Below are 21,561 nucleotides of genomic sequence, written 5' to 3' on the forward strand. Positions count from 1 at the left end.
TGTCGATGATCGGCCGTCGGCTCGCCGTCGGCGTCTTCGTGATCTGGGGTGTCACAACCCTGATGTTCGTGCTCATCCGGGTCGCCCCGGGAGATCCGGCGACCACCCTGCTCGGACCCGATGCGACCCCCGAACAGATCGAAGCCCTCACGGAACGGCTCGGCTTGAGCGGCAACATCGTCGAGCAGTACCTCGCCTACCTTCGACAGCTCGCGACGCTGGACTTCGGGGATTCGTTCCGAACGGGACAGCCTGCGATAGCACTGGTGTCATCGCGCCTGCCGGAGACGCTGCAACTCACCCTGGGTGCGACCGTCATCGCCGCCGCGGTCGGCCTCACGCTGAGCCTGCTCGCCGCCCGCCGGCCCGACGGCGCTATCGACCGCGTCGTGTCGACGATCTCGATCCTGTTCCAAGGGATGCCGACCTTCTGGGTGGGCATCATGCTCATCCTGATCTTCGCGCTCGTCCTGCGTGTCACGCCCAGTTCGGGCGCCGGCACGCCGGCACATCTGATCCTCCCCGCGATCACCCTCGCCCTGCCGTTCACCGCGATCATCGCCCGCATCAGCCGCGCCACGCTCACCGAAGCCATGCGCGAACCGTACGTGCAGACGGCACGGGCGAAGGGTCTCTCCCGCGGTGAGGCGCTGCGCAACCACGCCTTCCGCAATGCGATGGGCCCCGTCGTCACCATCGTCGGCCTGCAGGTGGGCGCGCTCGTCGGAGGCGCGGTGGTCGTGGAGAACGTCTTCGCATGGCCGGGACTCGGAACACTGATCGTCGACTCGGTCGCCTCTCGCGACTACACCGTCGTGCAGGCGGCGGTCTTCGTCATCGCGCTGTTCGTGCTCGCCCTCAACCTGGTCGCCGACATCGTCAACGCCCTCCTCGATCCCCGGATCCGGGTGGAGGCGAACGCATGACCGACGACGTCATCCTCCGGGCGCCCGCCGTCGTCCGTGGCCGCTCCCGCGGCCGCGCAGCGCGAGCCGCGGCCTCGATCATGAGGATCGTGCCGATCGCGATCATCGCGATCTACGTGCTCGCCGCGGTGTTCGGGCCCATGATCGTCCCGTTCGACCCCGTCGCGACGCAGATCGTGGACCGCCTGCTCCCTCCGGGTGCCACCACGTCGACGGGCAGTGTCGCGGTGCTCGGCACCGACTCCACCGGGCGCGACATGGTCGGCCAATTGATCTACGGCGCGCGTACCTCGATGCTCATCGGAACTCTCACGGTGGCGGTGTGCACCGTCGTCGGAGTGGTCGTCGGACTGCTCGCCGGATACCTCGGGGGCATCGCGGACACCCTCCTGAGCCGCATCATCGACATCCTGATCGCCTTCCCCAATATCGTGCTGGCGATCGTGGTCGCCGGTCTCTTCGAGCGCGGGGTCGCCGTGGTCGTGGTGGCGCTGTCGCTGGCGGGATGGGTGTCGTTCGCCCGACTCACCCGAGGAGCCACCCTCTCCCTGCGCGAACGGGAGTGGGTGTCCGCGGCACGGGTACTGGGAGTACCCGCGCCGCGGATCATGCTGCGGCACGTGCTGCCGTTCGTGTTCGCCCCGGTGGTGGCACTCGTCGCTCTCGAATTCGGGCTCATCGTGCTCGGCGAAGCGGGGCTGAGCTTCCTCGGAATCGGTCTCCCCCACGACATCGTCTCGTGGGGTCAGACGATCGCGGCCGGGAAGGCGTACCTGAGCACCGCATGGTGGATCTCCGTCTTCCCCGGGATCGCGCTCGCGCTGCTCGTCGTGATGACCGGACTCCTCGGAGACCAGTTGAACAGCCGCTTCCAACGAGGAGGAGTCAGATGACCGACAAGCTGGCTCTGAGCGTGCGCGACCTGGTCGTGTCGACCGATGCCGATGCTCCGGTCCGGATCCTCGACGGCGTCAGCCTCGACGTGCGGAGCGGGCGCACCACCGCCCTCATCGGCGAGTCCGGCAGCGGCAAGTCGATCCTCGGAAGCGCCGTCATGGGCCTGCTCCCCGACACGATGTCCGCCCAGGGAGAGATCGTCTTCGACGACCGTCAGGTGCTCGGCATCCCCGAGCGGCAACGGCGCGCCCTGCGCGGTCGATGGGTGGCGATGATCTTCCAGGACCCGCTCGCCGCGCTCAACCCCAGCCAGCGCATCGGCCGCCAGGTGGGGGAGCTGCTGCGGCGTGGGGGCCTGCGCGGCAAGGCCCTCGAGGAGGGCGTTGTGCGGCTGCTCGCACGGGTGGGCGTCCCCCGGCCGGAGGAACGCGCCCATGCCTTCCCCCATCAGCTCTCAGGGGGTCTGCGCCAGCGCGCGGTCATCGCGATGGCGCTCTCCGGCGGGCCTCGACTCCTGATCGCCGATGAGCCGACGACAGCATTGGATGTCACCGTCCAGAAACGCATCCTCGATCTCCTTGCGGAGATGCAGCGCGACGACGGGATCGCGATCCTGTTCATCAGCCACGACCTCCGCGTGGTGTCGCACATCGCCGACGACCTGGTGGTGCTGTACGCGGGGCGCGTGGCCGAGTCCGGACCGGCGCGGAGCGTGCTGTCGAAGCCCCTGCATCCCTACACGCGTGCTCTGGCACGTAGCGTGCCCAGCGTGTCGGCCGCCTCGGCGGTCTCGGATCCGATCCCGGGCACCGCGGCAAGCCCGGCCGCTCGCCCCTCGGGCTGCGCGTTCCATCCGCGATGCCCGCTCGCCCGGGAGATCTGCCGACGTGAGACGCCTCAGCCGCGGGAAGTCGTGCCGGGTCGCGTGAGCGCCTGCCACTTCGCCGAGGAGTTCCTCGATGACTGAGCCGCTGCTCGAAGCCAACGACCTCGACGTCTCGTACGGACGCGGGCGGCGGGCCCGACGGGTCGTCTCGAAAGCCTCCTTCGCGATCGCCCCCGCCGAGACACTGGCGCTCGTCGGCGAATCCGGGTCGGGCAAGACGACGGTCGCCCGAGCGGTCGTCGGGCTCGTGAGGTACGACGGGGAGCTGGTCTTCGGCGACGACCGGGTGCCGTTGACCCCCCGCAGGAGCAGGGAGCTCCGCCGACAGATCCCGATCGTCTTCCAGGATCCGCGGTCCTCCCTCAACCCGCGCATGAGCATCGGCGGGATCATCGGCGAGGTCTGGTCGACGCACCCGGAGATCGCGCCCGGGGGTGATCGCCGCACGGCGATCGCCGAGCTCCTCGGCCGCGTCGGCCTCGACGAGGACGTGCTGGACCGCCGTGCGGCCCAGCTCTCGGGCGGCCAGTGCCAGCGGGTGTCGATCGCCCGCGCACTCGCGCAGCGCCCGCGCCTGCTCGTCTGCGACGAAGCGGTGTCGGCGCTGGACGTCTCCGTGCAGGCCCAGATCCTCCAGCTCCTCATCGAGCTCAAGACGGATCTCGGCATCTCGATGCTCTTCATCACCCACGACCTCGGTGTGGTGCGTCAGATCGCGGACTCGGTGGCCGTCATGCAGCACGGCGAGATCGTCGAGATCGGCGCCACCGAGCAGGTGTTCACCTCCCCCGCGCATGCCTACACCCGCGAGCTGCTCGATGCCGCGCTCGATCTGGTGGCCGACCACGGAACGACGACAACAGGAGACGAACAAGAGTGAGCGCACATCTGGCCGACCGTCATGAGCAGTCGACGGCGGAGATCGTCGTGATCGGGGGCGGTCTCGGCGGAGTAGCCGCCGCTCTGGCGGCACTGCGGCGCGGTCACACGGTCATCCTCACCGAGGAGACGGATTGGCTGGGGGGGCAGCTCACCTCTCAGGGCGTGCCACCCGACGAGCACCCGTGGATCGAGCGGTTCGGGGCGACCCGGTCGTACCGCGCGGTCCGCGACGGCATCCGCGACCACTACCGCCGAACGACGCCGCTCACGCCTGCCGCGGCGGCCGACCAGTATTTGAACCCGGGGCTCGGCCGGGTGAGCAAGCTGTGCCACGAGCCGACCGTCGCCGCCGCCGTTCTGGACGGGATGATCGCGCCCTACGTGTCGAGCGGTCGGCTCACCGTGCTCCGGACGACCCGCCCCGTGTCTGCCGAGTCGGTCGCCGGTGTCGTCCGCACCGTCACGGTCGAGGACCCTGAGGGAGGTCGGCATCGGCTGTCGGGTCGATTCGTGCTGGATGCGACCGAGCTGGGCGATCTTCTCCCGCTGGCCGGAATCCCCTACGTCACGGGAGCGGAGGGTCGCACGGAGACGGGCGAGCCCTCAGCCCCCCTCGATGCTCGCCCCGACAACGTGCAGGCGTTCTCGTGGGTGTTCGCGCTCGCCTACGACGAGCACGGCGACCACACGATCGAGCGCCCCGCCGACTACGACTACTGGCGCTCGTACGAACCGCCCTTCTGGCACGGACCGATGCTCGGGTTCGTCGCGCCCGACCCGCGCACCCTGGAGCCGCTCACGCGCACGTTCGTCCCCAACGCGAGGGTCGATGCGGGAGTGATCGCCGACCAGAGCCGGGACCCCGGCGACCGCGAGCTGTGGGCGTTCCGCAGGGTGCTCGCCCGCGCGAACTTCGAGCCGGGGTACCTCGAGAGCGACATCACCATCGTCAACTGGCCGATGATCGACTACCTCGACGGAAGCATCATCGACGTCGACGAGGAGACCCGGGATCGGCACCTGGCCGGCGCACGCGCCCTCTCCCTCGCGATGCTCTACTGGCTCCAGACGGAGGCGCCGCGACCCGACGGCGGTCGGGGATGGCCAGGGCTCCATCTGCGCGGCGACGTGCTGGGCACATCCGACGGCTTCGCGAAAGCGCCCTACATCCGGGAATCGCGCCGCATCCGCGCTCTCTACACGATCACCGAGCAGGACCTGTCGTTCGAGATCCGCGGCGACCTCGGAGCTGTCCGCTATCCGGATTCCGTCGGGATCGGCATGTACCGCATCGACCTGCATCCCTCGAGCGGTGGAGACAACTACATCGACGTCGCATCGAGCCCGTTCCAGATCCCACTGGGTGCGCTGATACCCGCCGGCGGGGGCAACCTGCTCGCCGCCGGCAAGAATCTCGGCACCACCCACATCACCAACGGGTGCTACCGCCTGCACCCCGTCGAGTGGAACGTCGGCGAGGCAGCGGGGGCTCTGGCGTCCTTCTGCCTCGAGAACGGCACCACACCGTCCGAGGTCCACGCCGACCCGGGTCGGGTCTCCGCCTTCCAGAGCGAGCTGGTCGACGACGGATTCGAGTTGGCGTGGCCCGATTCTGCCGAAGTGAGGGCCTTCTGATGACCGATCACATCCTCGCCGGGGTCACCGTGCCGGTGATGACCCCCCTCGGAGCGGACGGCCGCCCCGACGACGCCGCCACCGTCACCCTGCTGACGAGCCTCGCCGACACGGGGGTCGACTCGGTCCTGCTGCTGGGCAGCAACGGCGAGGGCGCGCTGCTGCCGCCCGACCTCACGCGGCGTTTCGTACGCATGGGCGTCGAGCTCTGGCACGAGCTGCGCCCCGCGGGATCAGTCGTCGTGAACGTCTCGGCTCCAGGTACGACGGAGACGCTGCGGCGCGCCGAGACGGCTCTCGAGGGGGCCCCCGATGCGCTGCTCGTCACACCCCCCAGCTACTTCGCGCACCGGGCGGACGAGATCGAGCAGCATCTCCGTGCGATCGAGCAGCTCGGACATCCCTGGGCGATCTACAACGTCCCCAAGTACGCCTCCGCTCTCACGGCCGAGGTGCTCGGCGCGGTTCTGGACTGCCCGCATCTGGTCGGCCTCAAGGACAGTTCCGGCGATCTCACCCTGCTCCGGTCGTTCGTCGCGGTGATCGCCGAGCGGCCCGATCTCGCACTCTCGCAGGGCGATGAGCGCAACCTCGCCGAAGGTCTCCGATCCGGGGCGAAGGGAATCGTGCCCGGGCTGGCGAACATCGTGCCGTCGCTGATCGTGTCGTTGCGCGACGCGACCGCTGCCGGACGCCACCAGGAGGCGGACGCCTTGCAGGAACGCGTGACGTCGCTCACCGGTGTTCACGCGATCCGGCCGGGCGTCCCGACGGTCAAGGCCATCCTTCATGACCGCGGCGTGCTGCCCAACGACCGCTGCGCGCCGCCGTTGCGCAGCGTGGACGTGGACGAGCTCGAACGCCTCCGGCACTTCCTGTCGCCATTCGAGCCGTGGCTCATCCGGGCCGTCGACTCCCCCCTCGACTCCCACCAAGAGCGTCCGACGTAAACCCGCGTCGGACGAATGCAACCCAACAAGGAGAGAACATGAGAAAGACAAGGACGTCACTCGCCTTCGCCGCTCTCGCGGCCGCGGCGCTCGCGCTGGCCGCGTGCGCGCCGACGGAGGCTCCGGTCAAGGACACGGTGGTCGTCGCACCGCAGTTCGCGACGGAGAGTCTGGACCCCCATGGCGCCGACGGCGCCGGCATCGGCACGGGTCAGGCCGCGATGTCGATCTTCAGCCGCCTGCTCGCCCCGGATTCCGAAGGAAGCTTCCATCCCGACCTCGCCGAGAGCTGGGACACGAACACCGACGGCAGCGAGTGGACCTTCCACCTGCGTGATGGTGTGGTGTTCTCGGACGATACGCCGCTGACCTCCGCCGACGTCGTCGCGTCGTTCGATCGGATCATGACGCTGAACGGCCCTCTCGCCGGCAACTTCACGGGAGTCTCCGTCGACGCGGCGGACGACGTCACGGTCACCTTCACCTCGGCCAAGCCGATGCTCGCCGGCCAGCTCGCGCTGATCTTCGTGACCAAGGCCGACGTGACGGACGCGGACTTCGCCGAACCGATCGGCAGCGGTCCGTATGTCGTCGAATCGTTCGCACCGAGCGAGTCGCTCAAGTTGACGCCGAACACGAAGTACTACGGCGACGTGCCGACGATCGGCGAACTGGAGTACCGCTGGATCCCCGAGGTCTCCACGCGACTCACCGCCCTGCAGACGGGTGAGGTCGACGCGACATGGGGAATCCCGGACGACCAGGTCGCGGCTTTGAAGGCCAACTCCGATGTCACGGTCGAGTCCTCGCCGTCGACGCTCGTGGTCACGATGTGGTTCAACTCCTCGCGTCCCACCTTCGCGACGAGCGAGGTGCGGAACGCGCTCTGGGAGGCGGTCGACTTCGACACGATCATCAGCACGCTCTTCCCCGACTCGGGGAAGGTGTCCGACTCGGTGCTCGCGCCGAACGTCTTCGGATCGACCCCGCAGGACCCCAAGAAGTACGACCCCGACGCCGCCCGAGCCGCGCTCGAGAAGGCCGGTTTCGACTTCGGCCAGGAGATCCAGATCCAGTACAAGGAGGCCGAGTACACCGAGTTCATGTCGGCGATCGTGTCCGACCTCGCGAAGGTCGGCGTGAAGGCGGTCCCGGTACAGAAGGAGGCGGCCGTGTTCCTCGACGACCTGCTGTCGCTGAACTGGGACGTCAACTTCCAGCTGGTCGGAACCCCGACCTACGACGCCGCTCAGAACCTGGGCCGACTGTACCCGTGCGCCGCGAACCGCAACGGTTACTGCAACCCGGAGCTGGACGCGATCCTCGCTGAAGCCGGATCGATCACCGACGAGGACGAGCGGCTCGACCTGTACGACCAGGCGAACGCGATCATCTGGGGTGACGCTGTCGGCATGTTCCCGATGGTCGTCAACACGACGTACGCGTGGCGCACGGGGCTGAACGGCTTCGAGCCCGATCCGCTGACCAAGCCGGATCTCTCGCACGTCGGGTACTGACCGTAGGAAGCTCGGCGGGGAACGCGCGAACCGTTCCCCGCCGAGCAATATCGAAGGATACCCAGTGACCGCCTCAGCGCCTATTGCGGCGATCCTCGGATCGGCCCCTCGTTTCCGTTGCGGCGACGAGGTTCTCACCGTGGTCTACCGCCGACGGTGGGAGTCGTTCGCGCGCAACGTGGTCACGACGGACCACGGGCTGCTCGTGACGGAGTTCCATCAACCCGGGCCGGGGCGCGCTCACGGCACGGTCAACGCGGCGGCAGGGCACCACGTCCTCGAGGGTCGGTGGCTCGGACGCACGGACGTCGTCGCCGACTACCTCCGGTTCTGGTACTCCGCACCGGAGGCCGAACCGCACCGCTACACGGAGTGGATCGCGTGGGCCGCGCTGCACTACGCGCGCACGCAGGGGACGTGGGATGAGGTCGTCGCGCTGCTTCCCGGAATGGTGGCGAACTTCGACGCCTGGGCCGCCGACAGCCGACATCCGTCCGGCCTGTACTGGGCCCACGACCTCGCGGACGCCATGGAGTTCTCCATCAGCGGCGACGGCTTCCGGCCCACCATCAACAGCTATCAGTACGCGAACGCGGCCGCCATCGCGGCGTTCGCACGCCACGCGGGCGACATCGCCACCGCGGAACGCTTCGAGCAGATCCGCGACCGACTTCGCCGCCTCGTGCTCGAGAATCTCTACGACGAGGAGCTCGAGCACTTCACCACCGTGCCCCTGTCGGTCGACGGCGAGGACGCGTACGTCGCCACCGCCGACCCGGAACGCCGCCTTCCCGGTCCGTACCGCTCGACTCCGGTTCCCCGGCGCACCGAGATCGACCCCCGCCGACGGGTGCGTGAACTCATCGGCTTCGTGCCCTGGTACGTCGGCCTGCCCGACGGTTCGATCGATCCCATGCCCGCCGTTCGGCAGCTGGGGGACCGTGCCGGGTTCGCCGCCGAATACGGCCTGAGAACCGCCGAGCGGCGACATCAGCGCTACGAGTTCAGCGTGCGATCGACGCTGCCGCGGTTCCTGTGCCGATGGAACGGGCCGACCTGGCCGTTCGCGACCAGTCAGACGCTCACCGCACTGGGGCGGATCGCGCGGTCGACGCGCTCCGAGGAGTGCGAATCGCTGTTCCTCGCGCTCCTGCGCCAGTACGCCTCCTCACATCTGCAGGCCGACGGAAGCTACTGGCTCGACGAGGACATGGATCCGGACACTGGCCGCTGGCGCGCGCGCGATTGGCGGCTCGCACACGACGTCGCCCGCGCGGAGATCGGCCGCGACTACCAGCACTCGACCTTCGCCGATCTCGTGCTCGACGGACTCCTCGGCATCGAGGTCGACGGCGACTCTGTCCGAATCTCACCGCTGGCCGTCGCGACGGAACTGGGGTGGTTCGAGGTGCGCGGCCTCCGCCTCGCGGGTCACGATGTCGAGATCGACTGGCATCCGGACAGCGGGCTCGCGCTGAACGTCGATGGCGAGGTCGCACGACGCCGCGAACCCGGCCCGCTCGCCATCCCCCTCACGAGCTGATCCGCAGGCCGAATCCCGGCTCGTCCGACACCGTCAGGACCCCGTTCTCGAAGTGATGGCCGCCCGAGTCGACCTTCTCGACACTCCCCGGCATGCCCTCGATCGTCGGGATGTTGCCGAGCCCCGCCGCCAGGTGGGCGGCGTAGTACATCTTCAGCGGCGATCCCCAGGTGTGCGGCGATCCCAACACCCCGGCCAGGCGCAGACGGGGCATGATCCACCTCCATCGACTGAACCCGAAGCCGAATACGTCCATGAGGGCGATATCGAGAAGCCCGGCGCCCGCGAGTTCGACGATGAGCGACTGGTCCGGCCGCATCTCGCCGTCCGCGATGAGTGTCGGGTGGTCGCCGTCGACGAGGATGCGCCGCAACCGGACGAAATCGGGCACGCTCTCGACGAACGGCTCCTCGAGCCAGTACAGACCGCAATCGGCGACGGCGTCGAGGTACCGGCCGACGTCGGTCAGGGAGAAGCCGTCGTTGGCGTCGACCATCAGCCGGGACTCGGGGTAGGACTCACGCGCCAGTCGGGTCACCTCGATGTCGCGCGCCATCCCGGGACCGGGCGGCATCCACCTCCGACCCCTCCCCACCTTCAGTTTGAAGTCCCGGTAGCCGAGCTCCCAGTCCATGGCCAGGTTGCGTCGCACGGCCGCGAGACCCTCCGGCATGCCCTGCGGGTCGAGGTCGTCGAAGTAGATGCCACCCGAGTAGCAGGGCACCTCGCGTCGGCCCCTCGCACCGAGCATGGCGTAGACCGGAACACCCAGGATGCGGCCCGCCAGGTCGTGCAGGGGGATGTCGAGCGCCCTCGCCGTGGGGTGGACCACTCCTCGTTCGGGGTCGATGAGCTCGGCGACGGAGCGTCCGATGACCTCGCCGAGCCTCTCGGCACCGACGACCTCTCCCAATGCGCCCGCGCCCGCGTGCCCCCAGCCCTCGGCTCCCCTGTCGGTCCGCACGACCACAACGACGAGATCACGGCCGGAACCGTTGGTGTCGCGGAGCGCATTCCTGCCGATGTTTCGGACCATCGTCGAGCGGAGCACGACCGGAGTGATCTCGCTGACCCGATGGTCCGCCAGGTTGCCCATACGACTCGCCTTCGAATCTCGATGCTAATACGTAGTAGCACCTCGTCCGCCAAGTCTAGGCCGCACACGGGGCGACGTGTCAAGCGAGCGGGCACCGACCTCGCGCCCCGCAACGATCAGCGGCGCGCGTCGAGTAGCGCGGCGAGCTTCTCGAGCTGCGCCGGATCCTCGAGGGCCGAGCCGACCGCCGCGACCCTCACGCCCGCGTCGAGGTAGTCCTGCACGTTCGACGCGTCGAGGCCGCCCGTCGCCACGAACGTCACCTGCGGGAACGGCCCGCGGATGTGCCGGAACCACGACGGCCCGAGCCAGGTCGCGGGGAACGCCTTCATCCAGTCCAGCCCGAGCGAGACGCCCAGCTGCACCTCGCTGGGCGTCGCGACACCCGGGAGGATCGGCAGACCGGCGTCCCGCGACGCCTCCACTACGCGCGGGTCGATGCCCGGCGACACGAGATAGCGCGCCCCGGCGGCGCGCGCGGCCGCGACCTGCTCCGGCGCCACGATGGTACCCGCCCCCACGATCCTGCCCCGCTGCTCGGCGACCCGGGCGAGCTCGCGCAGCGCCTCGTCGTCCTCGGGCGTCTGCAGCGGCACCTCGACGGCGTCGATGCCGAGATCCCACGCGGTGGTCGCGAGCCGCAGGGTGCGCTCGACCCCCATCCCGCGCAGGATCGCCATGAGGGGCGCGCCCCGGAAGATGTCGTCGAACTCGCTCATCGGATCTCCTCGATCGTGTCGTCCGTGGTCTGCAGCACGAGTGCCGCGCGCACGTGCCCGGTGCGCAGGCGCTCGTCGGCGGAGGCACCCTCGAGCCGTGCGGCCAGGTAGCCGCCGGCGAACGCGTCGCCCGCGCCGACCGCCTCGAGAACCTCGACGCGCAGCGCGGGCACGAAGCGCACGCCGTCCGCGTCGAACAGGGTCGCTCCGACGTCGCCGTCCTTCACGACGAGCTCCGCGGGGCCCGGCAGGAGCTCCCGGATCTCGTCCGCGGTCGCGGTGCCCCACAGGGTCTCCGCCTCGTCGCGTCCCACGAACACGAGGTCGGCACGGGCGGCGAGCTCGGCGAGCCGCCTCGACGCGGTCTCGACCGGCCAGAGCGCCGCCCGATGGTTGACGTCGAAGCTCACCGTCACCCCGGCCGCGTGCGCGGCGTCGACGAGCGCGTCGAGGAACGCCGAGGCGGTGGCCGAGATCGCGGCGGTGATGCCCGACACGTGCAGGATGCGCACCCCGTCGAGATCGACCGCCGCCGCATCCGCCGCCGCCAGCTGCGCCGCTGCGGAGCCCGCACGGTAGTAGTGAACGCCCCGGCCGGGGTTCTTCACGTAGAGCCCGGTCGGATGAGCCGCATCGCGCTCCACGCGCGACACGTCGACGCCGCGCGACGCCAGCTGGCGCAGGATCCGGTCGCCGAGCGGATCGTCGCCCAGCCGGCTGAACCAGGCGGCGCGATGCCCGAGCGCCGCGACGTGCGCGGCGACGTTCGACTCGGCGCCGCCGGCCTCCATCCGGAACTCGCGCGCCTCGTCGAGCGGCGCGCCGTCGAGGGGCGCGACCATCGCCATGGTCTCGCCGACGGCGAGCAGCTCCGGTGCGTCGGTCACCGCAGCCCGGTGACCGGAGCCGGATCCATGTCGTCGAAGGTCTGGTTCTCGCCCGCCATCGCCCACACGAAGGAGTATGCCGCCGTCCCGACACCGGAATGCAGCGACCAGCTCGGCGAGATGATCGCCTGGCGGTCGGCCACCACGAGGTGCCGGGTCTCGTCGCGCTCCCCGAGCAGGTGGATGACGCGGGCGTCCTCCGGGATGTCGAAGTAGAGGTAGCACTCGGTGCGCCGGTCGTGGGTGTGCGCCGGCATGGTGTTCCACATCGAGCCCGGGTGCAGCTGGGTGACGCCCATCACGATCTGGCAGCTCTGCACGCCGTTCTCGTGGATGTACTGGTTGAGGGTGCGGCGGTTCGAGGTGAGCTGGTCGCCGAGCTCGCGCACGGTCCCCTCGCCGGGCGACACGAGCGCCGCCGGGTACGTGGTGTGCGCGGGGGCGGAGAAGAGGTAGAACTGGGCGTCGCCGTCCGCGTCGGCGAACGTGACCTGCTGGATGCCGCGTCCCAGGTACAGACACGCGCCGTTCACGAGCGTGAACACCTCGCCGTCGGCGGTGACCGTTCCGGTGCCGCCGACGTTGACGATGCCGAGCTCGCGGTGCTCGAGGAAGTAGTCGGAGCGGATCTCCGGGTAGCCGGTCAGCGCGAGCTCGGCGCCCGCGGGCACCGCACCGCCCAGCACGATGCGGTCGTGGTGGGTGTAGACCAGGCGCACCTCCCCCGGAACGAAGACGTCCTCGACGAGGTAGCGCTCGCGCAGCTCCTCGGTCGTCATGCCCGGGATCTGGGCGGGATTCGTCGCGTAGCGCTGTTGCATGGTTCCTCCTGGGGTGTCGAAGTTCAGCGGACCAGCCAGCCGCCGTCGACCGGCACGATGGCGCCGGTGACGTAGCCGGCCGCATCCGAGGCGAGGAAGACGAACGCTCCCTGCAGGTCGTCGGGGGTGCCCCACCGTCCGGCGGGGATGCGCGCGACGATGGACGCCTCGCGGGCCTCGTCGGCGCGGATGGGAGCGGTGTTGTCGGTGGCCATGTAGCCGGGGGCGACCGCGTTCACGGTCACGCCGGAGGCCGCCCACTCGTTCGCGAGCGCCTTGGTGAGCCCGGCGACGGCGTGCTTCGACGCCGCGTAGCCGGGCACCAGGATGCCGCCCTGGAACGACAGCATGGACGCGACGTTGATGATGCGGCCGCCGCCCTGGGCGATCATGTGGCGGCCCGCGGCCTGCGAGAGGTGGAACACGGCGTCGAGGTTGACGGCGAGCACCTCGTCCCAGTCGGCGGCCGGGTGCTCCGTCGCGGGGGCGCGCCGGATCGTGCCGGCGTTGTTCACGAGGATGTCGATACGGCCGAGCGTCTCGACCACCTCGTCGATCGCGGCGTGCAGCTCCTCGGGGGTCGCCGCGCCGAAGTCCCGCCGGATGCGGTGCGCCCGCCGGCCGAGGGCCTCGATCTTCGCGGCGGTCTCGGAGGCGTCGCCGCGGTCGACGAGCGCAATATCCGCGCCGGCTTCGGCGAGCGCCACGGCGGCGCCCTGCCCGAGGCCGCGCGACGAGCCGGTGACGACGGCCACCCGGCCGTCGAGTCGGAAGCGGTCGAGGATCATGCGGTCCCTCCGGTGAATCGTGTCGTGAGCTCGCCGATCCCCGAGACGCGTACGGTGACGGCGTCGCCGGGGGCGAGCGGTCGGTGGTCGGCCTGCGCGGCGGGCAGCTTCTGGGGGGTGCCGGTCGAGATCACGTCACCCACCTCCAGTGTCATGGTCTGCGAGAGATAGTGCACGACGTAGGCGGCCGAGAAGATGGTGGTCGCCGTCGACTGCGACACCGTGACGACGCCGTCGCGCACCACCTCGACGAGCAGGTCCTGCGGGTCGGCGATCTCGTCGGGGGTGACGATCCACGGCCCGAGCGGGGCGAACCCGTCGAAGCACTTGCCGAGCGCCCACTGGCTCTGGCGCCGCTGCCACGCGCGATCGGACACGTCGTTGAGGATCGTGTAGCCGCCGATGTACGAGAGGGCCTCGCCGAGCGGCACCTCCTTGGCCCGTCTCCCGATGACGAGCGCGATCTCGCCCTCGTAGTCGACGTCGAGCGCCGCATCCGGGATGACGACCTCGTCGCCGGGGGCGCCGAGCGTGTTCGGCGTCTTCACGAACACGTCGGGGTACTCGGGATCGTCGGCCGTCGGATCGACGCCGTCGGGCACGTGTCCGCGGTAGTTGTAGCCGAGGCAGAGGATCTTGCCGGGGGTCACGGGCGGCTCGAGCCGCAGATCTCCGAGCGGCGTCCAGGCGGAGTCGGCCGCCATGCCCACCGCCGCGAGCGCCTCGCCGAGCGCCTCGGGGTCGCCCACGATGTCGACCGTCCGGGGCGCGACGTCCGACAGGTCGAGCACGCGCTCGGCGCCGGGTTCGCCGACGACCGCCCCGGGACGTGATCCGGCGGCGGTGGCGAAGGTGACGAGCCTCACCAGTACGGCCTCCACTCGGGCATCGCCCGGCGGGTGAGCGCCTCCAGGTAGAAGTAGTCGCCCCACAGCGTGCCCTCGTCGACGCCGTTGCCCTTCGGGAGGTCGTAGACGCCGTGCAGCAGCAGGGCGTCGGAGGACTCCGCCGGCTCGGGCGCGTACCCGGCGACGAGCGAGTCGAGGATGCGGTCGGCCGCCTCGGCGGCGCGCGCACCCCGCTCGGTTCCCGCCTCGAGCGAGGCGAGCTCCTGGAAGCCGCACGCGACGATGGCCGCCGACGAGCTGTCGCGCGGGGCGCCCGAGTCGTCGCCGTAGACCAGGTCCCAGTACGGCACCCCGTCGGCGGGCAGGTGCGCGAGGAAGTAGTCGGCGCAGCGCCAGGCGGCCTCGAGCAGCTCGGGGTCGCCGGTGGCCCGGTGGTTGAGCGCGAAGCCGTAGACGCCCCAGGCCTGACCGCGCGACCAGCAGGAGTCGTCGTGGGCGCCCTGCTCCGTCGCCCCGCGCACCGGCTCCCCGGTCACGGTGTCCCAGTAGAAGGTGTGGAACGTGGAGTGGTCGGGGCGGATGATGTGCTCGCGCAGCTGCGTCGTGTGGCGTCGCACCGCGTCGGCGTAGCGCGGGTCGCCGGTCTGCTCCGAGGCCCAGGTGAGCAGCGGCATGTTCATGAGGCTGTCGACGATGGTGCGACCCGCCTGTCGGGGATCGCTGAGGTCGCCCCAGGCCTGGATGATGCCGGCCGGCTCGAGGAAGCGGTGCATGAGGTGGTCGGCCGCGAGGAGTGCCGCGTTCCGCGCGCCCTCGTCGCCCTCCAGCCGCCAGGCGGAGACGCAGGCGAGCGTGTACAGGAAGCCCAGGTCGTGGGTGTCGAGGTCGATCCCGTCCCGCACCCGGTCCTCGAAGTCGCGGGTGTGCCGCGCGGCGGCGTCCCGGTAGGCGGGGTCGCCCGTGAGCTCCCAGGCCAGCCACTGCATCCCGGGCCAGAAGCTCGTCGTCCATCCGCGGTTGCCGCCGACCCCCACGCCGTCGCCGGCCGGGCGCGGCAGGTAGCGACCGTCGCGTGTCGTGTCGTCGGGATAGAGGTCGCCGAGCGCGTCGATGTTGCGTCGGATCGTCGCGAGCGCGGCCGGGATGCCGGCCTGGCTGCGGGCGGTCTGGCTGACGGGCGGGGTCGTGGTCATGTGTTTCGTGGGATTCCTCGGTCGGGGGTCGCCGTCAGTCGGCGGCGACCTCGTCGATGTCGAGCACGGGGCGCAGCGTGTAGCGCGAGTTCGCCCAGCTCAGGTAGAGCACGGGTGCGGCGGTGAGGCCGAGCCCGATCGCCGGCAGGTTCGCGAAGACCGCGAACTGCACGACGAGCGCGATGAGGGACACCGCGCTCAGGTACCACCGGCGCATGCCGAGGTACGCGGCCGCCCGCAGCACCTCGCCGAGCCGCGCGTGCGGCACCTCGGCGATCGCCACCAGCGCGACGACGGTCCCCGCCGCGACGAGCGCCAGCAGCACCGCGAGGGCCGGCACCACGACGGGCGCCAGCTCGCCGGAGCCGAGCAGGTGCAGGTCGACCACCAGCACCACCGCCGCCGCACTCGCGATCGCGCCGAGCGCCATGGCCCGGCGCCAGGTGGCGCGCCATCCGGCGAGGAACGCCCGCGCCACCTCGGTGCCGCCTGCGGCGTGCCGCCGGAAGACGGTGAAGGCGGCCGTCAGCGCGGGTGCCGCGAGCGGCGCGGCCACCGCGAGCGCCGGCCAGGACGCGGCGGGGTCGGTCGTCATGAGCAGCACGACCAGCGGCAGCGCGGCGACGACCAGCAGCGCGTTCGTCATGAGTCCGAGGTAGACGACCCCGAACAGCGAGGCGAAGCCCTCGTGGGAGATGCGGCGGAACACGGTCAGCCCTTCAGTCCGCTGGTCGCGATGCCCTCGACGAAGTAGCGCTGGCCGAGGGTGAAGATGATCGCGATCGGGATGACCGAGATCGTCAGACCCGCGAACAGCAGCGCGTAGTTGGTGTCGAACAGGTTCGAGACGAAGCTCTTGAGGCCGAGCTGCACGGTCCACAGGCTCGGGTCGCGCAGGTAGATGAGCGGTCCGAGGTAGTCGTTCCAGGTGTTGACGAAGGTCAGCAGCCCGAGGCTCGCGAGCGCCGGCACCGACAGGGGCAGCATGATCCGCCGCCAGATCGCGTACTCGGAGAGCCCGTCGAGTCGCGCCGCCTCCGAGAGCTCCTCCGGGATCGTCTCGTAGTACTGCTTCATGAGGAACACCCCGAAGGCGCCGAACGCCTGCAGCAGGATGATCGCCCACAGCGTGTTCGACACCTTGAGGTTCGACAGCAGGATGAACTGCGGGATCATGTACGACTGCCACGGCACGGCGATGGTCGCGATGTACACGAGGAACAGCCAGTCGCGTCCCGGGAAGCGCATCCGGGCGAAGCCGTAGGCGGCGAAGGATCCGGTGAGCAGCTGCAGGAAGGTGACGGCGACGGAGAGGATGAGCGTGTTGCGCAGCCAGGTCAGCATCCCCGACTCGAACCAGATCTCGGCGTAGTTCGACCACTGCGGCACGTCGGGGAGCCACTGCAGCGGGATGGAGAAGACGTCGTTCGGCTCCTTGAGCGAGCTGGTCACCATCCAGAAGAACGGCATCAGCACGCCGACGGAGGCGACCACGAGCACGACGTAGCCGATGACGCGCGCGACGTGCCGGCCGGTCGACACCGGTCGGGTGTCGCGGGGGCGCGGGTCGCCGAGCTTGCGGAGGCCCTCGGCCTCGGTCTCGGGAGCGAGAAGCGCGGACATCAGGCGTTCCTCCTCTTGTTGATCAGGAACTGCACGAGCGTGACGATGAGGCACAGGAAGAACAGGGCGACGGACGCCGCGGAGGCGTAGCCGAACTGGCTCTCCTCGAAGCCCTTGCGGTAGATGAACTGGCTGAGCACGAGCGTCGCCTGCCCGGGACCGCCGTCGGTCATCACGAGGATCAGGTCGAAGATCTTGAACGAGTTGATCGTGAGCATGACGGTCACGAAGAAGGTGGTGGGCCGCAGGCCCGGCAGGGTCACGTTCGTGAACCGCTGCCAGACGTTCGCGCCGTCGACGCGAGCCGCCTCGTGCAGCTCGCGGGGGATCGTCTGGAGGCCCGCGAGGAACAGGATCATGTAGTAGCCCATGTCGCGCCAGGTGCTGACGATCACGACGGCGGGCATGGCCCACTCGGTGGAGGTGAGCCACCCGGGCGGGTCCTGGATGCCGATGAACCGCAGGATCTCGTTGACCGGCCCGTAGTCGGGGCTGAACATGAGGTTCCACACCATGGCGATCGCGACGATCGAGGTGATGTAGGGGAAGAACGCCGCGGTGCGGAAGAAGCGCACCCCGCGCAACTTGGTGTTGAGCAGCAGCGCGAGCCCGAGCGACACCACGAGGGTGAGCGGGATGTGCATCACCGAGTAGTAGAGGGTGTTGACGACCGCGGTGCGGAAGCTGCCGTCGCCGATGAGGCGCTGGAAGTTGGCGATGCCGATGAAGTCGGCCTTGCCGAACACGTTCCAGTTCGTGAACGACATGTAGAAGAGGATCAGCACCGGCACGAGCGTGAGCAGGGCGAATCCGGCGAAGTTCGGAAGGATGAAGCTCCAGCCGATGAGGGCGTTGCGCAGCTTCATGCGCGACCGGCGACGCTGCCGGGGGGTGACCGGCGGCGCGTCCGTCTGGGGCGCGACGGCTGTCGTCATGATGGGACTCCTCGAGGGGATGGTTCGGGATGCCGGCCGGCCCGGGTCGCGGGCCGGCCGGCACGGTCGGTCAGTCGAGACCGACCTCGTTCTTCACACGATCCTCCGCCTGGCTGATCGCGTCGTCGACCGAGGTCGAACCGGACATGATCGCCGTGTGCATGTCGCCGAGGATGCCCTGGATGGCGGCCGTCTTCGACGAGGTCGGGTTCTCCGGGTAGACCACGTGGGTCGACCAGGCGAACTTCGAGAGCTCGTCGGTCGGGGCGCCCTCCACCGAGAAGTAGGTGTCGACGACGGCGTCGTTGGTCAGCGCCGGCGTGATGCCGATGGCGGCCAGCGAGCTGGCGCCCTTCTCCCCGGCGGCGTACGCCAGGAACGCCTTGGCCGCGTCGACCTTGGAGGAGTCGATGTTGGCGTTGATGCCGAAGCCCGTCGGGTCGCCGAAGGTGACCGGCTCGTCGGTGGTCGACGAGTCGAGCTGCGGGATCGGCGCGATGCCCCAGTCGAAGGTGTCGGAGTCGCCCGAGGCCTGCTGGGCGATCAGCGTCGCGACGTACCAGGTGCCCATCGGCATCATGGCGGCGTCCTGCTTGCCGAACTCGCCCTGGTAGGTGAGCTGGTTGGCGCTCGAGGTGTTGAAGTCGACCATCGAGCCGTCGTTCTGCATCTGCAGCGCGCGCTCGTAGAACGACTTCATGTAGCCGTAGTCGCCGCTCAGCACGCCGTCGCCCTGGGTCTCCTGCGAGTTCGCGAAGCCCTGGATGACCGACTGCCAGCGGTGCGTGTAGGCACCGTAGGGGGCGCCGCCCGCCTTCAGCGCGGCAGCCGCATCCGCGTAGTCGTCCCACGTCCACGAGCCGTCGGGGTAGTCGACCCCGGCCGCGTCGAACATGGCCTTGTTGTAGAACAGCACCCACGAGTCGTTGCGGTACGGCACGGCGTAGGAGACGCCGTCGACCTTGTAGGAGTCGGCGCCGGCGATGCCGTCGGGCAGCTCGACGTCGGAGACGTCCATGAGCTGGCCGCCCTCCTGGAAGGTCGTGACGTACTTGACCTCCTTCTGGGTGATGATGTCGGGCCCGACGCCGGCCGCGAGGTCCGCGGTGACGAGGGTGTTGTACTCCGAGGGGTCGTACTCCTTGAGCTCGATCGTGATGTCGGGGTTCTCCTCGTGGAACCCGTCGGCGAGCGTCTGGAACTCGGGGGTGGTTTCGAGGCTCCAGCCCGAGAGGGTCAGGGTCACGGGACCCGACGACTCCGAGGGGCTGTCGTCGCCGCTGCACGCGGCGAGCGTGAGGGATGCCACGGCGGCGAGGCCGACCGCGACGGCGAGCTTGCGCTTCATCAGGTTGCTGCTCCTTTGCATTGTCACTCTGGGCCTGTTGGTGACCCGGGGGTTCACCGGTCCGCCGCCATGGCGGAGCCGGAGTCGAGAAGTCGGGATGCGGTGCGCACCCCGTCCGGCCACCTCACGGTGACCTGTCCGTCGGCGTCGATGTCGACGGATGCCGTGGGCGCCGGCGCGGGCACGCCGCGCAGCTCGACGAGCGTCGCGATCCAGGTGCCGACTTCGGCGCGGTAGTCGAGCACGGGCACCGCGCTCGCGCCTCCGAGCGGGCTCGCGTCGCTGCGCACGACGACGTCGGCGCGCGCCTCGCCGCCGAGCGGCACGAGGGTGCTCGTCAGAGCGCCCGCGGTGACGCGGGCCCCCTCGGCCGAGCCGATCGCGTCGGCGGAGACCGCCCAGCCGCCGACCCGCATCCCGAGGGCGCCGACATCGACGCCGTCCTCGATCGAGACCAGACGGGAGAGCCGCACCTCCCAGGGGCCGCGCACGAGCGACTGCACCTCGAGGGTGCCGAGCGGCGTCGCCGCGCCGGCGAGACCCGATCCGTGGCGGCGCTCGATCGGCGCGGGTTCGAGCAGGTGGGCGACGGCGAGCGACCCGGCGACGCCGACGCGCAGCCCGTCCGTCTCGTCGATCCGGGCGCCGAGCAGGGTCATGCCGGCGCGGTGGCTGGTGCGGCCGTCGGCGGCGACGAGCGCGACGGCCTGCTCGAGCGGTGTGGTCCAGGCCTGCTCGTCGAGCAGCGGGCTCGTGGCCGTGGAGTAGCCGAGCTGTGCGTAGAGCGGGGAGTCGCCGACGGCGTCGCCCGGATGCGCGTGGTCGGTGCCGTGGTTCACGACGCGCACGATGCCGTCGTCGGGGGTGCCCGAGACGATCCAGCCGGGCGCGGCGATCGCGCGCAGCACCTCGCCCCGCTCCACGGGCAGGGGCTCGGCGGGTGCCGACCACACGGGGTGCTCGGCGGGCAGCGCGACGCCCAGCATGCCCTTCGACGCCCAGTACGGCGACGCCGGCCCGGAGTAGCTCTGCGCGAGGGCGCGCCACTCGGCGTGCCAGCCCATGCTCAGCAGCGCGTCGGATCCCGGCACGTCGTGGTCGGCGAAGTGCCGCACGATCAGCTCGGCGGCGTGGCGCAGCGCACCGGGTGAGGTCGAGGGCACCTCGGCGAGCGCGCCGACCCAGAACGGGGCGGCGGCCGCGAAGCGGTAGATGAGGCTGCGGCCCTGCAGCAGCGGCGAGCCGTCCGCGCCGACGAGCGCCACGGCGTCCTGCAGGAAGCGGTCGAGCGCGGCCACGTCGCCCGCGGTGCGCCCGGCCGCGAGCTCGCTCGCGCCCTGCATCCGCGACCAGAGCACCGGGTACAGGTGCAGCGCCCAGCCGACGTAGTGGTCGTAGGAGCGCTCGTCGCCGTCGGAGAGCCAGCCGTCTGCGCGCACGAACGAGTCGTGCAGCGCCAGGTCGTCGCGGATGTCGTCGGCCGACCAGGGACCGCCGACCGACCGCAGGAAGGTCTGCACCACGATGCGGAACCAGAGCCAGTTGTTGCGCGGGTAGCTCGTGTCGCCCACGACGGGGGCGAGGTAGTCGACGACGCGCTGCTGCGTGACGGCGTCGAGCCGGTCCCAGATCCAGGGGCGGGTCTGGTCGAGGATGAGGGCGAGCGACGCCGCCTCGACCTTCGCCTGAGGGTGCTCGTCGGGACGGACCCAGCGGTCGGGGGCATCGGGGTCGACTCCGGCGCGGATGCCCGCGGCGTAGAAGTCGGCGAGCTCGTCGAGGCCCTCGCCGTGCTCTCCCACGAGACGGAAGCCCGCGAGCAGGAAGGTGCGCGCGAAACCCTCGAGGCCGTCGACGGCGTTGCCGTAGCCGCCCTCGGCACCGGGCGGGGTGATGCGGGCGTGCCCCGGCGAGGCGTAGGCGCGGGCGCCGGTCAGCAGCCGGTCCGCATAGCCTGTCCAGAAGGCGCGATCCGCGGCACCGGATGCGGGCGCCGCGACGAGGCGGCTCGACTGCTCGCGCATCCGGTTTCTCCCTCGAATCTGGAACGGTCATCCGTCGACCGCT

The 21,561-nt window shown here is 70.3% G+C and carries 20 protein-coding genes; 8 read left to right on the top strand and 12 right to left on the bottom strand.

The features are described from left to right. Window positions 1-5 precede the first annotated feature (5 nt). From NUH29_RS10155 to NUH29_RS10190, 8 genes are all read left to right on the top strand, one after another. Window positions 6-926 (top strand): ABC transporter permease, encoded by a 921-nt coding sequence (locus tag NUH29_RS10155; RefSeq protein ID WP_258798997.1) that lies wholly within the window; start codon window positions 6-8, stop codon window positions 924-926. Then, on the top strand, window positions 923-1,819 hold the full coding sequence (locus NUH29_RS10160) for an ABC transporter permease (protein ID WP_258798998.1): 897 nt from the start codon (window positions 923-925) through the stop codon (window positions 1,817-1,819). The genes NUH29_RS10155 and NUH29_RS10160 overlap by 4 nt, the downstream gene beginning before the upstream one ends. Beyond that, window positions 1,816-2,790 carry an ABC transporter ATP-binding protein gene (locus NUH29_RS10165; RefSeq protein WP_258799000.1) on the top strand — a complete coding sequence of 325 codons (975 nt, stop codon included), beginning with the start codon at window positions 1,816-1,818 and terminating at the stop codon, window positions 2,788-2,790. Before NUH29_RS10160 ends, NUH29_RS10165 begins: the two co-directional genes overlap by 4 nt. Continuing rightward, window positions 2,783-3,589, top strand: coding sequence for an ATP-binding cassette domain-containing protein (locus NUH29_RS10170; protein ID WP_258799001.1), 807 nt, complete (start codon window positions 2,783-2,785; stop codon window positions 3,587-3,589). Before NUH29_RS10165 ends, NUH29_RS10170 begins: the two co-directional genes overlap by 8 nt. Then, window positions 3,586-5,226, top strand: a complete 1,641-nt coding sequence (locus NUH29_RS10175; RefSeq protein ID WP_258799002.1) for an FAD-dependent oxidoreductase — start codon at window positions 3,586-3,588, stop codon at window positions 5,224-5,226. The genes NUH29_RS10170 and NUH29_RS10175 overlap by 4 nt, the downstream gene beginning before the upstream one ends. Then, window positions 5,226-6,176 carry a dihydrodipicolinate synthase family protein gene (locus NUH29_RS10180; RefSeq protein WP_258799003.1) on the top strand — a complete coding sequence of 317 codons (951 nt, stop codon included), beginning with the start codon at window positions 5,226-5,228 and terminating at the stop codon, window positions 6,174-6,176. Before NUH29_RS10175 ends, NUH29_RS10180 begins: the two co-directional genes overlap by 1 nt. 38 nt (window positions 6,177-6,214) lie before the next feature. Beyond that, complete coding sequence (locus NUH29_RS10185; RefSeq protein ID WP_258799004.1) at window positions 6,215-7,693, top strand: ABC transporter substrate-binding protein; 1,479 nt, start codon at window positions 6,215-6,217, stop codon at window positions 7,691-7,693. Between the two features lie 64 nt (window positions 7,694-7,757). Continuing rightward, complete coding sequence (locus tag NUH29_RS10190) at window positions 7,758-9,236, top strand: MGH1-like glycoside hydrolase domain-containing protein (protein WP_258799005.1); 1,479 nt, start codon at window positions 7,758-7,760, stop codon at window positions 9,234-9,236. On the opposite strand, the gene NUH29_RS10195 is transcribed toward NUH29_RS10190, so the two are convergent. From NUH29_RS10195 to NUH29_RS10250, 12 genes are all read right to left on the bottom strand, one after another. Beyond that, window positions 9,226-10,272, bottom strand: a complete 1,047-nt coding sequence (locus NUH29_RS10195) for a mandelate racemase/muconate lactonizing enzyme family protein (protein WP_258799006.1) — start codon at window positions 10,270-10,272, stop codon at window positions 9,226-9,228. The two genes, NUH29_RS10190 and NUH29_RS10195, sit on opposite strands and share 11 nt — an antisense overlap. A gap of 176 nt (window positions 10,273-10,448) precedes the next feature. Further along, window positions 10,449-11,051, bottom strand: a complete 603-nt coding sequence (locus NUH29_RS10200; RefSeq protein ID WP_258799007.1) for a bifunctional 4-hydroxy-2-oxoglutarate aldolase/2-dehydro-3-deoxy-phosphogluconate aldolase — start codon at window positions 11,049-11,051, stop codon at window positions 10,449-10,451. After that, a complete protein-coding gene (locus tag NUH29_RS10205) occupies window positions 11,048-11,938 on the bottom strand; it encodes a sugar kinase (protein WP_258799008.1) in 891 nt (296 codons plus the stop codon). Before NUH29_RS10205 ends, NUH29_RS10200 begins: the two co-directional genes overlap by 4 nt. Then, entirely contained in the window at window positions 11,935-12,759 is an 825-nt protein-coding gene (gene kduI, locus NUH29_RS10210; RefSeq protein ID WP_258799009.1) for a 5-dehydro-4-deoxy-D-glucuronate isomerase, read from the bottom strand. The genes NUH29_RS10205 and kduI overlap by 4 nt, the downstream gene beginning before the upstream one ends. Before the next feature lie 23 nt (window positions 12,760-12,782). Beyond that, the gene (kduD, locus tag NUH29_RS10215) at window positions 12,783-13,547 is read right to left on the bottom strand and encodes a 2-dehydro-3-deoxy-D-gluconate 5-dehydrogenase KduD (protein WP_308445766.1); all 765 of its coding nucleotides are present in this window, start codon (window positions 13,545-13,547) and stop codon (window positions 12,783-12,785) included. Beyond that, the gene (locus NUH29_RS10220) at window positions 13,544-14,413 is read right to left on the bottom strand and encodes a fumarylacetoacetate hydrolase family protein (RefSeq protein ID WP_258799010.1); all 870 of its coding nucleotides are present in this window, start codon (window positions 14,411-14,413) and stop codon (window positions 13,544-13,546) included. Before NUH29_RS10220 ends, kduD begins: the two co-directional genes overlap by 4 nt. Next, window positions 14,410-15,588 (bottom strand): glycoside hydrolase family 88 protein, encoded by a 1,179-nt coding sequence (locus NUH29_RS10225; RefSeq protein ID WP_258799011.1) that lies wholly within the window; start codon window positions 15,586-15,588, stop codon window positions 14,410-14,412. The genes NUH29_RS10220 and NUH29_RS10225 overlap by 4 nt, the downstream gene beginning before the upstream one ends. A 34-nt stretch (window positions 15,589-15,622) precedes the next feature. Beyond that, window positions 15,623-16,297, bottom strand: a complete 675-nt coding sequence (locus NUH29_RS10230; RefSeq protein WP_258799012.1) for a DUF624 domain-containing protein — start codon at window positions 16,295-16,297, stop codon at window positions 15,623-15,625. Between the two features lie 2 nt (window positions 16,298-16,299). After that, window positions 16,300-17,211, bottom strand: a complete 912-nt coding sequence (locus tag NUH29_RS10235; protein ID WP_258799013.1) for a carbohydrate ABC transporter permease — start codon at window positions 17,209-17,211, stop codon at window positions 16,300-16,302. Then, the gene (locus NUH29_RS10240) at window positions 17,211-18,146 is read right to left on the bottom strand and encodes a carbohydrate ABC transporter permease (protein ID WP_258799014.1); all 936 of its coding nucleotides are present in this window, start codon (window positions 18,144-18,146) and stop codon (window positions 17,211-17,213) included. Before NUH29_RS10240 ends, NUH29_RS10235 begins: the two co-directional genes overlap by 1 nt. Before the next feature lie 70 nt (window positions 18,147-18,216). Then, a complete protein-coding gene (locus tag NUH29_RS10245) occupies window positions 18,217-19,494 on the bottom strand; it encodes an ABC transporter substrate-binding protein (RefSeq protein ID WP_258799016.1) in 1,278 nt (425 codons plus the stop codon). A gap of 53 nt (window positions 19,495-19,547) precedes the next feature. After that, window positions 19,548-21,518 (bottom strand): DUF2264 domain-containing protein, encoded by a 1,971-nt coding sequence (locus NUH29_RS10250; RefSeq protein ID WP_258799018.1) that lies wholly within the window; start codon window positions 21,516-21,518, stop codon window positions 19,548-19,550. Window positions 21,519-21,561 lie beyond the last annotated feature (43 nt).

It is taken from the genome of Protaetiibacter mangrovi, from assembly GCF_024752305.1.
In the GTDB taxonomy this organism is placed as follows: Bacteria; Actinomycetota; Actinomycetes; order Actinomycetales; family Microbacteriaceae; genus Homoserinibacter; species Homoserinibacter mangrovi.